Below are 14,123 nucleotides of genomic sequence, written 5' to 3'. Positions count from 1 at the left end.
GCAATTAACCTCGGGTTTTCAAGTGCATTTCACGTTCAGCTTCCGTCAACGAAGCCAAGAACGCATCACGCTCAAACACACGTGTCATATAGCCTTTCAATTCTTTAGAACCCGCGCCAGTCAGCTCAATGCCTAATACTGGCAAACGCCACAACAGCGGAGCCAGGTAGCAATCCACCAGGCTGAACTCTTCGCTCAAGAAGTAAGGCGTTTCATTGAACACAGGTGCGATAGACAGCAGAACTTCACGCAATTGTTTACGTGCCGCTTCTGCTTCCTGTGCATTACCCTGTTCAATTTTATGCATCAGGGAATACCAGTCTTGCTCAATGCGGTGCATCATCAAACGGCTGCTACCACGTGCAACAGGATATACCGGCATCAATGGTGGATGTGGGAAACGCTCATCCAGATATTCCATGATGATACGGGATTCATACAGCGTCAGCTCGCGATCAACCAAAGTAGGGACGGTCTGGTAGGGATTGAGGTCAATTAGGTCCTGCGGCAGATTACCAGCTTCAACCTGCTCAATCTCAACACTGACACCTTTCTCCGCCAGTACGATACGTACTTGATGGCTAAAAATGTCGGTCGGGCCGGAAAACAGCGTCATTACCGAACGTTTGTTGGCAGCGACAGCCATGAAAACCTCCAAGATTATCTAGAAAACAGTGCGAATAGCCCACGGTGAGGTTGCTATCCTGAGTCGTTTGACCGCCAGTTCGCAATCTCAACAGCTGCTGCCGTAAATAAGCCTTGGTCGAGATAAGAATTCAGCCAGGGAGATACACGGACGCTAACTAGTTCGCCGAACAGGCACAAAAGTGAGTGATAGTTTACCAGATTTTGAATGTTTTGTGGGGATCGTGCTGCTATTTCATAAAAAATCGTCTATCAGACAACAGGTTAGCGGCAAAAATATAATATATAGAGTGGTGGGAAAGTGCTTTTCAGATGTGATTATCAGATGTATTACTCAGACAAATAAAAAAACCCGGTGAAACACCGGGTTTTTACCATCAATCTGATGCCATAAAGGCAAAAAATTAACGTTTGGAGAACTGTGGACGACGACGTGCTTTACGCAGACCCACTTTCTTACGCTCAACTTCACGCGCATCACGCGTTACGAAGCCAGCTTTACGCAGTTCACTGCGCAGAGACTCGTCATATTCCATCAGTGCACGGGTAATACCGTGACGGATAGCGCCAGCCTGACCTGAAATACCACCACCTTTAACAGTGATGTACATGTCAAACTTGGTAACCATGTCGACCAGTTCCAACGGTTGATTCACTACCATGCGGGCAGTTTCACGACCGAAGTAAACTTCAAGGCTACGTTGGTTAATAACGATTTTACCACTGCCCGGCTTAAGAAAAACGCGAGCAGCAGAACTTTTGCGGCGACCAGTGCCGTAGTATTGATTTTCAGCCATTGCCATAATCCCGATTAAATGTCCAGAACTTGCGGTTGCTGCGCCGCATGATTGTGCTCAGTACCCGCGTAAACTTTCAGTTTACGATACATTGCACGACCCAGCGGACCCTTCGGCAGCATGCCTTTAACCGCGATTTCAATCACACGCTCAGGACTGCGGGCAATCATCTCTTCAAAGGTCGCTTGTTTGATACCACCGATGTGACCGGTGTGGCGGTAATAAATCTTGTCTGAACGCTTGTTGCCAGTTACAGCAACTTTTTCTGCGTTCAAAACGATGATGTAATCACCAGTATCAACGTGCGGGGTGTATTCCGCTTTGTGCTTGCCGCGTAAACGACTAGCCAGTTCAGTAGCGAGGCGACCTAAGGTCTTGCCATTCGCGTCAACAACATACCAGTCGCGTTTTACAGTTTCTGGTTTAGCTGTGAAAGTTTTCATTATAAAAGCTTACCCAATTAATAAGTTACACGTTGGTGAACACCCAAACGTTCAAAAACAGTTGAGGCTCACACGACCATCAGTCCAGCAAACCTACCCCTTCGAATAGCCAATGCCGGCACTATCAAAGTTTTTGGGAAAAAAACTTTGTTGTAACGTGGGGTCGCAAGATTATAGAGAAGTCGACGTTAAAGATCGAACTGTTTTTGACGAGAAAGGTATAAATTAAACATGCTAAGTCAGGACGAAGGAAAATCGCCCGCGATAGAGTAGCATTTTAATACGCCAAAAGTGAATATCTTCGCCGCACTTAAAGCGGCGAAGGTGGCTGACAATACACAAATATTGCAATACACAGGTGTTGAGTATTTTACGTGCCGCCATGCCTTAAATGACATGATTACGGCAGATGCGGTAAAGCAAGGTACTCTTCACTCTGCATCTCTTGTAACCGAGATAAACAGCGCTGATATTCGAATTTTAGGTGCTCACCGCGATAAATCTCAAACATGGATGCTTCAGCTGAGATGATCAATTTGACTCTTCGTTCGTAAAACTCATCGACTAACGCCAAAAAGCGCCGAGCCGTATTTTCATCACGTACCGTCGCCATACAGTGAACATTGTGCAGCAATACCGTGTGATAGACCTTCGACAGTGCAATGTAATCCAACTGGCTACGTGCTTCTTCGCACAACGTATGGAAATCTATCGCCAAAACCCCCTGTCCCGCACAAATCGCCGGTAATGGCCGGTGATTGACCTCCAGCACCGGCGTATGTTCGCCCTCTTTACCCGCCAATTTGACAAACATTTCGCCCATGACCTGCTCGGTCTGCGAATTCAATGGGGCCAGATAAAGATTGGCTTGCGTCAGGGTGCGCAAACGGTAATCAATGCCTGCGTCGACATTCATCACATCGCAATACTGCTTAATCAATCCAATCGCCGGCACGAAGCGAGCGCGCTGTAAGCCATTTTGATACAAGTTATCGGGCGGAATATTGGAGGTTGCGACCAGTGTAATGCCTCTTGAAAATAAGGCGTCTAGCAATGTTGCTAACAGCATGGCATCGGTAATATCAGTGACGAAAAACTCATCAAAGCACAACACATCGGTTTGCGTTTTGAAGTGATCAGCAATGATCTCCAACGGATTTTCATGCCCTTGCAGTTCAGCCAGTTCTTGATGTACCCGCAGCATAAAACGGTGAAAATGCAGCCGAAGTTTACGCTCGCTTGGCAAACTGTGGAAAAACATATCCATCAGCCAAGTTTTACCGCGCCCAACGCCGCCCCACATATATAAACCCTGCACCGGACGTATGGCCGTTTTTGATGAGCCTCGGCCGATCAAACGGTTCAACCGCCCACGAATCCCCACCCCAGCGGGTGGCTCATGCTGACGTTGCATGAGTGCATGATAAATTTGGTCCAACTGTGCAACAGCGCGTCTTTGTACATCGTCAGGCTGGTAGTCGCCAGCATCAAGCGCCTGCTGATAAATCGTTGTAGGTGTACTTAGTTGCATGTTTATCATTAATCCCTGATAAAATAGTTATCTACTTTTCGCGTTACTTTCTCACTGATTTATCGTGCAATCGCAGCATTTACCGACTCAACACCTGCGGATAAATCCTGATAATCAAAACCAAAGTTGCATCAGGATTCCACTCAGACAAGGTTAACGGTTATAGTGGCTATTATTAAGTGAAAAGTCCTGCTGAACAATGAAGTCAAAAAAGGAGTCATCATGACCTGGGAGTATGCGCTTATTGGGTTGGTTGTGGGTATCATCATTGGCGCGGTCGCTATGCGCTTTGGCAACCGCAAATTGCGTCAGCAGCAAGTGCTGCAAAATGAGCTGGAGAAGAGCAAAACAGATTTGGAAGAGTACCGTCAAGAACTGGTTGGGCATTTTGCCCGCAGTGCTGAATTGCTGGATAATATGGCTCGCGACTATCGTCAGCTTTATCAGCATATGGCGAAAAGCTCCAATAACTTGTTACCGGACTTACCGTTACAGGATAATCCGTTCCGCTATCGCTTGACCGAATCTGAAGCTGATAACGATCAGGCACCGGTAAAAATGCCACCGCGTGATTACTCTGAAGGCGCATCAGGCTTACTACGCCCTGAGCATCAGACCCGCGATTAAACACAGATACATCATGCTGGCTACGATCACGTAGTCAGCACATTTACACTTCTATACTCACCTTTCCTTGAATTACTTCGCAGCAAACCTTATATCAAGCGGTATCTCAGGATACTTATTTTAAGACTATAGTAGCCATTTGAAATAAGTGAATTTTTTAGCTAACTCAGAGTCTGAACTTACAACGGGCCTGTCACAGCCATCTACACTATTCATTCACCGTTAGGTATTGAGAGAGTTTAATCAATGAAGAAAAAGTCATTACTTCTTAGTGCGCTGGCAATGAGTGTCGGCTTAGGTCTCGCTAGCGTTCCAATGGCGAACGCTGCCGCACTGCCCGCAGCGGTGGCTGGGCAGGCTGTTCCTAGCTTGGCACCGATGCTAGAAAAAGTCTTACCTGCCGTCGTCAGCGTTCATGTTTCCGGCACGCAGGTTCAACAGCAACGTTTGCCAGAAGAGTTCAAATTCTTCTTTGGCCCTAATGCGCCAACCGGTAAAGAGAGCAACCGTCCCTTCGAAGGGCTGGGTTCTGGTGTCATTATCAATGCTGAAAAAGGTTACATCTTAACCAACAATCACGTCATCAATAATGCGGATAAAATTCGTGTTCAGTTGAATGATGGCCGTGAATATGATGCCAAACTGCTGGGCCGTGATGAGCAAACTGATATCGCTTTATTACAGGTAACAGATGCGAAAAACCTGACCTCCATTAAAATTGCTGATTCCGATAATCTGCGAGTGGGTGATTTTGCTGTCGCCGTCGGTAACCCATTCGGTTTGGGGCAAACCGCGACTTCAGGGATCATTTCTGCCCTAGGTCGCAGTGGGCTGAATCTGGAAGGGCTGGAAAACTTTATCCAGACCGATGCGTCTATCAACCGGGGTAACTCTGGTGGCGCTTTGGTTAACCTCAATGGTGAATTGATTGGCATTAACACCGCCATTCTCGCCCCTGGCGGCGGTAATATCGGTATCGGCTTTGCTATCCCAAGTAATATGGCGCAAAACCTCAGTCAGCAGTTGATTGAGTTTGGCGAGGTAAAACGCGGGCTGTTGGGTATTCGTGGCAGCGAAATGACGGCCGATATGGCGAAAGCCTTTAATATCGATGCTCAACGCGGTGCATTCGTCAGTGAAGTTTTGCCAAAATCAGCCGCTGCAAAAGCAGGTATCAAAGCGGGTGACGTGTTGGTCTCTGTCGATGGCAAGCCAATCAGCAGCTTTGCTGAGCTGCGTGCCAAAGTCGGCACCACTGGCCCAGGTAAAGTCGTTAAAGTTGGTTTGCTGCGTGATGGGAAGCCGCTTGATGTTTCAGTCACGCTGGAAAATAGCAGCCCAACGTCCACCAGCGCAGAGACTTTATCACCATCATTGCAGGGTGCTTCCCTGAGTAATGGCGAAATCAAAGATGGTGGCAAAGGCGTTAAAGTTGAAAGCGTCACTAAAGGTTCACCTGCAGCGCAATCTGGCTTGCAGAAAGACGATGTGATTATTGCTGTAAACCGTGTTCGCGTAAAAGACATCGCCGAATTACGCAAAGCCATCGAAGCAAAACCTGCGGTCATTGCACTGAATATTGTGCGTGGCGGTGAGAATATTTACCTGTTAATACGCTAATTTGCGGAAAAATCGGACACAGCACCATGCTGTGTCCGCCAAACTCATGCTATCCTCCTGACATCCATTCATTCACGCCATAAACCTCATGTTTCTTAAGCTATTGCGTTCTATTATTTTGGGGCTGATTGTCGCCGGTATCTTGCTGGTCGCCATGCCTATGCTTCGTAATCCCGGTCACTTCTTTTCCGGTAGCAGCACTAGCTTAGAAGAAACCCCCGCCAGTTATAATCAAGCGGTACGCAGAGCGGCGCCTGCGGTGGTGAATGTCTATAATCGCAGTCTGAGCTCAACTCAAGATGGGCTAGCCATTCGTACGCTGGGCTCTGGCGTTATCATGAGTGACAAAGGCTACATCCTGACCAACAAGCACGTTATTAATAATGCAGAGCAAATTATCGTGGCGCTGCAAAATGGCCGTGTATCAGAGGCATTACTGGTCGGTTCGGATAGCCTGACAGATTTAGCCGTTCTGAAAATTGATGCGGTCAATCTCCCTGTCATTCCCATCAATATTAATCGTGTCCCCCATATTGGCGATGTCGTCCTCGCCATCGGTAACCCTTATAACTTGGGCCAGACGGTCACTCAGGGGATTATCAGTGCCACCGGCCGTATCGGTTTAAGCGATTCTGGCCGACAAAACTTCCTTCAGACCGATGCCTCAATCAATCAGGGCAACTCTGGCGGCGCACTGGTGAATACATTGGGTGAGTTGATGGGGATTAATACCTTATCTTTCGATAAAAGTAGCAACGGTGAAACACCGGAAGGGATCGGTTTTGCTATTCCAACGGCGCTGGCGACCAAAGTCATGGAGAAGCTGATTCGTGACGGGCGGGTCATTCGCGGTTATATCGGGGTGACTGGCGAGGAGTATCCTCCTTTCAATGCGAGCGGTAATGGCCCCGATCGGATACATGGCATTAAAGTTAATGGGATATCGCCAGATGGCCCAGCGGCGAGATCTGATTTGCAAGTCGGTGATATCATTCTTAGCGTGAATAATAAGCCTGCCACGTCCGTGATTGAAACAATGGATCAGGTTGCAGAAATCCGCCCCGGAACAACGATTCCAGTACTGCTCTTGCGTAATGGTCAGCAAATAACGATACAAATCACCATTACAGAATTAGATCAAAATGCAGTACTTGGCCACCAAGCAACACAACAGCCATAATTTTTTTGTTAAAAAAATGCCAGCTCGTGAGAACGGCTGGCATTTTTATTGCGATGAGATCGCTGGCTTAGCGAAGGCTTATTCGCCTTTCACACGCTCAATTTTGGCACCTAGCGCACGTAATTTATCTTCGATACGTTCGTAGCCACGGTCAATGTGATAAATACGGTCAACAATCGTGACGCCATCAGCGATACAGCCCGCTAATACCAAGCTGGCTGAAGCACGCAGATCAGTTGCCATCACTTGAGCACCGGATAGTTGCTCAACACCATAACAAATGACGGTGTTGCTCTCGATTTCAGCATGTGCGCCCATACGAATCAATTCAGGCACGTGCATGAAACGGTTTTCGAAGATAGTTTCGGTAATCACTCCCGTCCCTTCTGCGACCAAATTCAATAGGCTGAACTGAGCTTGCATATCCGTTGGGAACCCTGGATGTGGCGCAGTACGGATCGTCACTGCTTTTGGCCGCTGGCCGTGCATATCGAGGCTGATCCAGTCATCACCCACTTCAATGTCTGCACCCGCTTCACGTAGTTTGGCTAATACCGCATCCAAAGTATCAGGACGCGCTTGGCGACAAACCACTTTTCCGCCCGAAACTGCCGCAGCAACTAAGAAAGTGCCGGTTTCAATACGGTCAGGCACCACACGATAAACACCACCCCCCAAGCGCGCAACGCCTTCAATGGTGATACGGTCAGTGCCCGCACCCGTTATTTTAGCGCCCAGCGTATTGAGGAAATTTGCGGTATCGACGATTTCTGGTTCACGTGCGGCGTTTTCAATCACAGTGGTGCCTTCAGCCAAGGTTGCGGCACTCATAATGGTCACAGTAGCGCCAACGCTCACTTTGTCCATCACGATATTTGCGCCCTTCAGGCGACCATTGACTGAAGCTTTAACGTAGCCTTCTTCCAGCTTAATTTCCGCACCCAATTGTTCTAAACCAGTGATATGCAAATCAACCGGACGAGCGCCAATAGCACAGCCACCAGGCAAAGAAACCTGCCCTTTACCAAAACGCGCAACCAGTGGCCCCAGCGCCCAAATAGAAGCGCGCATGGTTTTGACTAAATCATAAGGCGCGCAAAATTCATTCACGCCGCGGGCATCGACGAAAACGGAGCCTGAATCGTCACGTTCAATTTTGGTGCCTAATTGGCCAAGCAGCTTGATGGTAGTATCAATGTCTTTTAGCTTCGGGACATTTTGCAGCTCAACTTGCTCTTCAGCTAACAGCGCAGCAAACAGTATTGGCAGTGCGGCGTTTTTCGCGCCGGAAATAGTGACTTCACCACTTAGGCGAGTCCGCCCCTCAACACGAAACTTATCCATTGTGACCACTCTCTATTGTCAAATTCGAATTTACCGCCCGCCGTTGAACTGTTCACAACATCATCAAACAGCCCACTAGCCAACAGTATTAAAAGCCGTTTAGCTTACGATCCCGCAGCCACTCTTGTGGCGTATAAGCCTTAATTGATAAGGCATGAATACGGTTATCCGCGATATATTCCATCAAAGGCGCATACACAGCCTGCTGTTTTTTCACTCGGCTCATGTCAGCAAATAGCTCACCGACCGCAATCACCTGAAAATGACTGCCATCGCCGGTCACATGTGCTTCTTGTAATGCCAATGCTCGCATCAGCACGTCTTTAATTTCGTTAGTATCCATAAGATTCATTCTATTTTATGAGGAGCATAGCCAGTCAAACATATTAGTGGAATACGGCATGTTCCGAAACAAAGAAAAGCCCCTGCGTCATAATTATCTGCAGGGGCCACTCGTTTTCATTCTTGACGTAGCAGCGGTATTCGCTAGCCTGGGTATATTTCTGCTGAGGCTACGGTTTCGACTGGTATGATATCGCGAAGATTATACAGCTCAATCAGGGTAGCTAGCCGGTCACTGACCCCCATGATCATGAGTGAAGTTCCTTGCTTGATCCTCAGTTCACGAAAATGCACCAGTAGCGCCAAGCCAGAGGAGTCAACGCGTTGTAACTGACTGACATCGATATGGGTTTTATCCGCCAGCAGCACCTCGCGCTGCTGCCAAAGAGGCAACAGCGTCTCACGATCTAACTCACCTTGCAGTACCAGCGTATCCTGCTCTGAATGCCAGCTCAGTTCATTTGCCATTATTGCTACTTATCCCCGCCCTTACTGCTTATCTAAGGTAATTGGCTGTTTCGCGGCAAGCAGCAATTGTTGGGTCAAGCCATCAACACCTTTTTGACGCAGGATAGAAGCCCACTCATTTTGCTTAGTGCTGATCATGCTAACCCCCTCGGCTATCATGTCATACGCCTGCCAGTTGCCAGTTTGGCTATTTTTACGCCATTGGAAATCTAAACGAACCGGTGGGCGGCCATTAGGATCGAGGATGGTCACACGGATAGCGACAATATTGGCATCACCCAGCGGCTGGTCTGGCGCGACATCATAAGTTTGGCCGTGGTACAACGCCAATGCTTGGCCGTATGCCTGCTCTAGATATTGACTGAAAGCATTAAAGTAGGCTTCACGTTGTGCAGGTGTTGCCCCTTTATAATAGCTCCCCAATACCAGTGCCCCGGCATACTTAATCTGGACGAATGGCAACAGCTCTTCGCGCACGATCGTCCGTAAATAGTCTGGGTTTTGCTTGATCTTAGCTTGTTCAGTTTTCAGACGTGTGAATGTTCTTTCTGCCGCTTCATCCATCAGACGATACGGGTTTGTTTGATCGACCGCATTCGCCAATGGCGCGACCACCAGCAATGCAATCATAAGGAAACGTTTAAACATTCTGATACCCTTTTATGGATGTTGAGTTGCAGGCAAGTGACTATTGACTGCCGGTGACTGTGTACCTTCAGCCGGTACAGTGGTTCCAGTTGGCAACGCAGCTGGGTTATTGGCTGGTGAATCAGAATTACCATCCCCACCACTTTTGTACAAGAACTGGCCGATAAGGTCTTCCAGTACCAAGGCGGACTTGGTGTCTTGAATCACACCTCCGTCTTTCAAAATACTGGTGCCCATATCAGGATCTTCAAAACCGACGTTCAGAGCCAAGAACTGCTCACCCAATAAGCCTGACGTACGGACAGCCAATGAACTGGTATCTGGGATATGGTTATAGCGCTGCTGAATATCCATTGCCACACGAGGGCTGTAGTTACTGGTATCCAACGTAATATTCGCTACCCGCCCAACGACTACCCCGCCAATTTTGACCGGTGAATTGTTTTTAAGTCCGCCAATATTGTCAAAATTTGCGTAAATCCGGTAAGTCGGTTGATTGCCCACTGCTTTGATATCGGCCACCTTCAGGCAGAGGAATATGACTGCCACGATAGCAATCAGTATAAACGCGCCTACCCAGATTTCACTTTTCTTCGTTTGCATCGACTCAGTTCCCAAACATCAGTGCTGTCAGCACAAAATCTAATCCCAATACCGCCAGTGACGAATGCACCACAGTACGGGTCGTTGCCCGGCTAATCCCTTCAGATGTTGGGATCGCATCATAACCATTGAACAGCGCAATCCAAGTCACGGTAATGGCAAATACCACACTTTTGATCAGGCAATTCAGTAAATCTGTACGCCACTCAACGGCGCTCTGCATGGCTGACCAAAAGAAACCGCCATCGATGCCTTTCCAGTCAACACCGACCACTGAACCGCCCCAAATACCGACGGCAACAAAAATCGCGGTCAATAATGGCATACTGATCAGACCCGCCCAGAACCGAGGTGCGACTACTCGGCGCAAGGGGTCAATGGCCATCATTTCCAAACTGGAAATCTGCTCTGTGGCCTTCATTAGGCCAATCTCCGCAGTCAATGCAGAACCTGCACGACCTGCGAACAGCAGCGCTGTGACGACGGGCCCTAATTCACGTAACAGTGACAATGATACCATCATGCCAAGGCTGGCTTCTGCACTGTATGTGGTTAGGATCAAGAAGCCCTGTAACCCGAGAACCATACCGATGAACAGGCCGGAAACCACGATAATCAGCAGGGATTGCACCCCAACGCTATACAGTTGTTTAACCAATAGTGGCCACTGTTTTCGCGGTTCAGGCCGCCCCACGAGGGCATTGAACAACATTAAGCCTGCGCGACCAAAGGAGGCGCAGACATTAATGCCGCGACGGCCTAGAGACGCTAATGTCTGTACTAGCATGAATACTCCATCAACCTAACAGCTCAGTTTTATAATCCCCGGCAGGGAAACGGAAAGGCACCGGCCCGTCGGCAATACCATCAAGGAACTGGCGCACCCGCATATCATCGTTAGCCTGCAACTGTTCAGGTGTGCCTTCAGCAATCACATGCTGATCGGCAACAATATAAGCATAATCGGCAATACTGAGCACTTCCGGCACATCATGGGAAACCACCACACAAGTGACACCCAATGCATGATTCAGTTCGTCAATCAGTTTTACCAACACACCCATGGTAATCGGGTCCTGACCAACGAACGGCTCATCAAACATAATGAGTTCAGGATCAAGGGCAATTGCGCGCGCCAATGCCGCACGACGTGCCATCCCACCAGACAGCTCATTGGGCATTAAACTCGCCGCGCCACGTAATCCTACCGCCTCCAATTTCATCATCACTGTGCTATGCAGCAACTCTTCCGGTAATTGACTATGCTCTCGCAGTGGAAACGCCACGTTTTCGAACACGGTCAAGTCAGTGAATAGCGCCCCTGATTGAAATAACATGCTCATTTTTTTGCGCACATCATATAAACGCTGACGCGAAAGCGTAGGAATATTATCACCATCAAGCCAGATTTCACCGGTATCCGGCGCTAATTGCCCACCGATCAGGCGCAGCAGTGTGGTTTTACCAATCCCTGAAGGCCCCATAATCGCAGTCACTTTTCCGCGCGGGACCGTCATATTGATATCGGCGAATATCGAACGCTCACCACGGGTAAAACTCATCCCATGGATCTCTATCAAATTCGACGCTATATGCTTCATTATCATTCGTCCCTTGAGCCTTTTATTACGCATCTAACCGCCAATGCTACATCAAATGGCGTTAACGAGCGCGATTGGGGAGTAGTTTGGCAACTTATTCGCGCTTTTTCGTAGCTAAAGTTGCCTTCAGTTTTACTTTTCCGGCACTCACAGTCAAAATTAGCAACTAAGCAAAAATAAGTTTCAAAACACGTTGCCAACCATTTTTGCTAATGGGCGATCTGCTGCCTGCACCCCATGGATCAGGATTATACCTAATAAAGGACTCTGCATGTTTCTTGCGATAACACTATTAGTCATTGGCTTGGTTTTATTAGTGTATGGCGCCGACCGATTAGTCTACGGCGCTGCGGTGTTAGCCCGCGCTTTTGGTATCCCACCGCTCATTATTGGGATGACGATTGTGGGGATCGGCACCTCGCTACCAGAGTTGATTGTATCAGTCACTGCTGCACTGAATAACCAAACTGATATGGCCGTTGGGAATGTGCTGGGGTCCAATATTACCAATCTATTGCTGATTGTGGGCGGTGCTGCCCTGATACGCCCATTAACGGTACGTTCTGAGATATTACGTCGCGAGTTACCCTTAATGTTAGCGGTCACCGTCCTGTGCGGCTTCCTGTTAGCGGATAATCATCTTAGTCGCGGGGACGGGATTATTTTGCTGCTGGCCGCCGTCGCATTTATTGTCTTGATGCTAAAAATTGCGCGATTGGCCCATGCTCAGGGTAATGACATCCTGACCCGCGAACAGTTGGCCGAATTACCGCAAGATAGCAGCACGACGGTTGCATTATTGTGGCTGGTATTGGCCTTCATTATTTTGCCGCTGTCAGCCAAAATGATTATTGATAACGCGACCGTGATTGCCAGAGTCGCGGGCGTCAGTGAGTTGGTCATTGGGCTGACCGTCATCGCTATCGGCACCAGTTTACCGGAATTAGCCACCTTCATCGCCGGCGCGTTGAAAGGGGAAGATGATATGGCGGTCGGGAATATCATCGGATCGAACATCTTTAATATCGTCATTGTCTTAGGCGTACCTGCGTTGTTGTCACCAGGTGAGATTAACCCGGAGGCTTTCCAACGTGATTATTGGGTGATGCTCGGTGTCAGTGTGATATTCACCCTACTTTGTTTAGGGCGAAAACATCGTATCGGCCATCTGGCAGGTGCTCTGTTATTATGTGGGTTTATTGCTTATCTTGCGGTGCTATTCTTCGCCCCTTTTAGTGCGGCGTAATAGAAAACGATGCCGCGTACAGGAACTGAGTATGTCTTCTTTTGATTCGCAACCAAGAATGGATTTTCAACAGGCGGGCAAACAGGTATTGCACATTGAGCGCGAAGGACTTGCACAGCTCGATCAATACATTAATGACGATTTTTCTAATGCCTGCGAAGCTATATTTCATTGCCATGGCAAAGTGGTCGTCATGGGAATGGGAAAATCAGGTCATATTGGTTGCAAAATTGCCGCTACGTTGGCCAGTACAGGAACGCCAGCATTTTTTGTCCATCCAGCAGAGGCCAGTCATGGCGATCTCGGTATGGTGACACCGCAAGATATCGTATTAGCGATCTCCAACTCAGGCGAATCAAACGAGATTCTTGCATTAATCCCTGTTCTAAAGCGCCAAAAAATCACATTGATCTGCATGAGCAACAACCCTGATAGCACCATGGGTAAAGCCGCCGATATTCACTTGTGCATAAAAGTCCCGCAAGAAGCCTGTCCACTGGGGCTAGCCCCCACAACCAGCACCACCGCCACCTTGGTGATGGGTGATGCACTCGCGGTAGCATTACTGCAGGCACGCGGTTTCACTCAGGAAGATTTTGCGCTTTCTCATCCGGGCGGAGCACTTGGGCGCAAGTTGTTATTGCGAATCAGCGATATCATGCACACTGGCGCTGAGATGCCACATGTCAGCCCTGATGCTTCACTACGCGATGCATTACTGGAGATTACTCGGAAAAATCTGGGATTAACCGTAATCTGTGACGATTTGATGATGATTAAAGGTATCTTTACCGACGGTGACTTACGCCGGATATTCGATATGGGCGTTGATTTAAATCATGCGAAGATCGCAGATGTGATGACCAGTGGTGGCATTAGAGTTCGTCCAAACATGTTGGCAGTCGATGCACTCAACCTGATGGAATCACGTCACATCACCGCAGTGTTGGTGGCCGACGGTGACCAATTGCTCGGCGTGGTGCATATGCACGACATGCTAAGAGCCGGTGTCGTTTAACAAAGGAAAA

The 14,123-nt window shown here is 48.4% G+C and carries 16 protein-coding genes; 5 read left to right on the top strand and 11 right to left on the bottom strand.

The features are described from left to right. Window positions 1-4: 4 nt before the first annotated feature. The 4 genes from sspA to zapE form a co-directional block, all read right to left on the bottom strand. Window positions 5-646, bottom strand: a complete 642-nt coding sequence (gene sspA / locus BN68_RS17385) for a stringent starvation protein SspA (protein WP_019212447.1) — start codon at window positions 644-646, stop codon at window positions 5-7. 403 nt (window positions 647-1,049) lie between these two features. Beyond that, entirely contained in the window at window positions 1,050-1,442 is a 393-nt protein-coding gene (gene rpsI, locus BN68_RS17380; protein ID WP_019212446.1) for a 30S ribosomal protein S9, read from the bottom strand. Between the two features lie 14 nt (window positions 1,443-1,456). Beyond that, a complete protein-coding gene (gene rplM, locus BN68_RS17375) occupies window positions 1,457-1,885 on the bottom strand; it encodes a 50S ribosomal protein L13 (protein WP_019212445.1) in 429 nt (142 codons plus the stop codon). A 400-nt stretch (window positions 1,886-2,285) separates the two neighbouring features. Continuing rightward, window positions 2,286-3,416 (bottom strand): cell division protein ZapE, encoded by a 1,131-nt coding sequence (zapE, locus tag BN68_RS17370; protein WP_019212444.1) that lies wholly within the window; start codon window positions 3,414-3,416, stop codon window positions 2,286-2,288. Window positions 3,417-3,638: 222 nt separating this feature from the next. Here zapE and zapG point away from each other — a divergent pair, with 222 nt between their 5' ends. The 3 genes from zapG (at window position 3,639) to degS (ending at window position 6,843) form a co-directional block, all read left to right on the top strand. Further along, on the top strand, window positions 3,639-4,043 hold the full coding sequence (gene zapG / locus BN68_RS17365; protein ID WP_019212443.1) for a Z-ring associated protein ZapG: 405 nt from the start codon (window positions 3,639-3,641) through the stop codon (window positions 4,041-4,043). A 246-nt stretch (window positions 4,044-4,289) separates the two neighbouring features. Continuing rightward, on the top strand, window positions 4,290-5,663 hold the full coding sequence (gene degQ / locus BN68_RS17360; RefSeq protein ID WP_019212442.1) for a serine endoprotease DegQ: 1,374 nt from the start codon (window positions 4,290-4,292) through the stop codon (window positions 5,661-5,663). 88 nt (window positions 5,664-5,751) lie between these two features. Further along, window positions 5,752-6,843 carry an outer membrane-stress sensor serine endopeptidase DegS gene (degS, locus tag BN68_RS17355; protein ID WP_019212441.1) on the top strand — a complete coding sequence of 364 codons (1,092 nt, stop codon included), beginning with the start codon at window positions 5,752-5,754 and terminating at the stop codon, window positions 6,841-6,843. A gap of 78 nt (window positions 6,844-6,921) precedes the next feature. Here degS and murA read toward each other — a convergent pair whose 3' ends face one another. From murA to mlaF, 7 genes are all read right to left on the bottom strand, one after another. After that, window positions 6,922-8,187, bottom strand: coding sequence for a UDP-N-acetylglucosamine 1-carboxyvinyltransferase (gene murA, locus BN68_RS17350; protein ID WP_019212440.1), 1,266 nt, complete (start codon window positions 8,185-8,187; stop codon window positions 6,922-6,924). 88 nt (window positions 8,188-8,275) lie between these two features. Next, window positions 8,276-8,530, bottom strand: coding sequence for a BolA family iron metabolism protein IbaG (gene ibaG, locus BN68_RS17345; RefSeq protein WP_019212439.1), 255 nt, complete (start codon window positions 8,528-8,530; stop codon window positions 8,276-8,278). 143 nt (window positions 8,531-8,673) lie between these two features. After that, complete coding sequence (gene mlaB / locus BN68_RS17340) at window positions 8,674-8,997, bottom strand: lipid asymmetry maintenance protein MlaB (protein ID WP_019212438.1); 324 nt, start codon at window positions 8,995-8,997, stop codon at window positions 8,674-8,676. A 21-nt stretch (window positions 8,998-9,018) separates the two neighbouring features. Beyond that, window positions 9,019-9,645: a phospholipid-binding protein MlaC gene (gene mlaC / locus BN68_RS17335; protein ID WP_019212437.1), complete on the bottom strand. Its 627-nt coding sequence runs from the start codon at window positions 9,643-9,645 to the stop codon at window positions 9,019-9,021. A gap of 12 nt (window positions 9,646-9,657) precedes the next feature. Beyond that, window positions 9,658-10,248 (bottom strand): outer membrane lipid asymmetry maintenance protein MlaD, encoded by a 591-nt coding sequence (gene mlaD, locus BN68_RS17330; protein ID WP_019212436.1) that lies wholly within the window; start codon window positions 10,246-10,248, stop codon window positions 9,658-9,660. Window positions 10,249-10,252: 4 nt separating this feature from the next. Continuing rightward, window positions 10,253-11,035, bottom strand: a complete 783-nt coding sequence (mlaE, locus tag BN68_RS17325; RefSeq protein ID WP_019212435.1) for a lipid asymmetry maintenance ABC transporter permease subunit MlaE — start codon at window positions 11,033-11,035, stop codon at window positions 10,253-10,255. A 10-nt stretch (window positions 11,036-11,045) separates the two neighbouring features. Continuing rightward, on the bottom strand, window positions 11,046-11,849 hold the full coding sequence (mlaF, locus tag BN68_RS17320; protein WP_042806922.1) for a phospholipid ABC transporter ATP-binding protein MlaF: 804 nt from the start codon (window positions 11,847-11,849) through the stop codon (window positions 11,046-11,048). Window positions 11,850-12,120: 271 nt separating this feature from the next. Between mlaF and BN68_RS17315 the strand changes: the two genes are divergently transcribed. Both BN68_RS17315 and kdsD read left to right on the top strand, forming a co-directional pair. Next, on the top strand, window positions 12,121-13,095 hold the full coding sequence (locus BN68_RS17315) for a calcium/sodium antiporter (protein WP_019212433.1): 975 nt from the start codon (window positions 12,121-12,123) through the stop codon (window positions 13,093-13,095). A gap of 31 nt (window positions 13,096-13,126) precedes the next feature. Further along, on the top strand, window positions 13,127-14,113 hold the full coding sequence (gene kdsD / locus BN68_RS17310) for an arabinose-5-phosphate isomerase KdsD (protein WP_019212432.1): 987 nt from the start codon (window positions 13,127-13,129) through the stop codon (window positions 14,111-14,113). The last annotated feature ends 10 nt before the right edge of the window (window positions 14,114-14,123 follow it).

Origin of the sequence: Yersinia massiliensis CCUG 53443 (assembly GCF_000312485.1) — a bacterium.
Taxonomy (GTDB): domain Bacteria; phylum Pseudomonadota; class Gammaproteobacteria; order Enterobacterales; family Enterobacteriaceae; genus Yersinia; species Yersinia massiliensis.
Note: the sequence above shows the minus strand (reverse complement) of the source record. Positions and strands in the feature narration are given on the sequence as shown.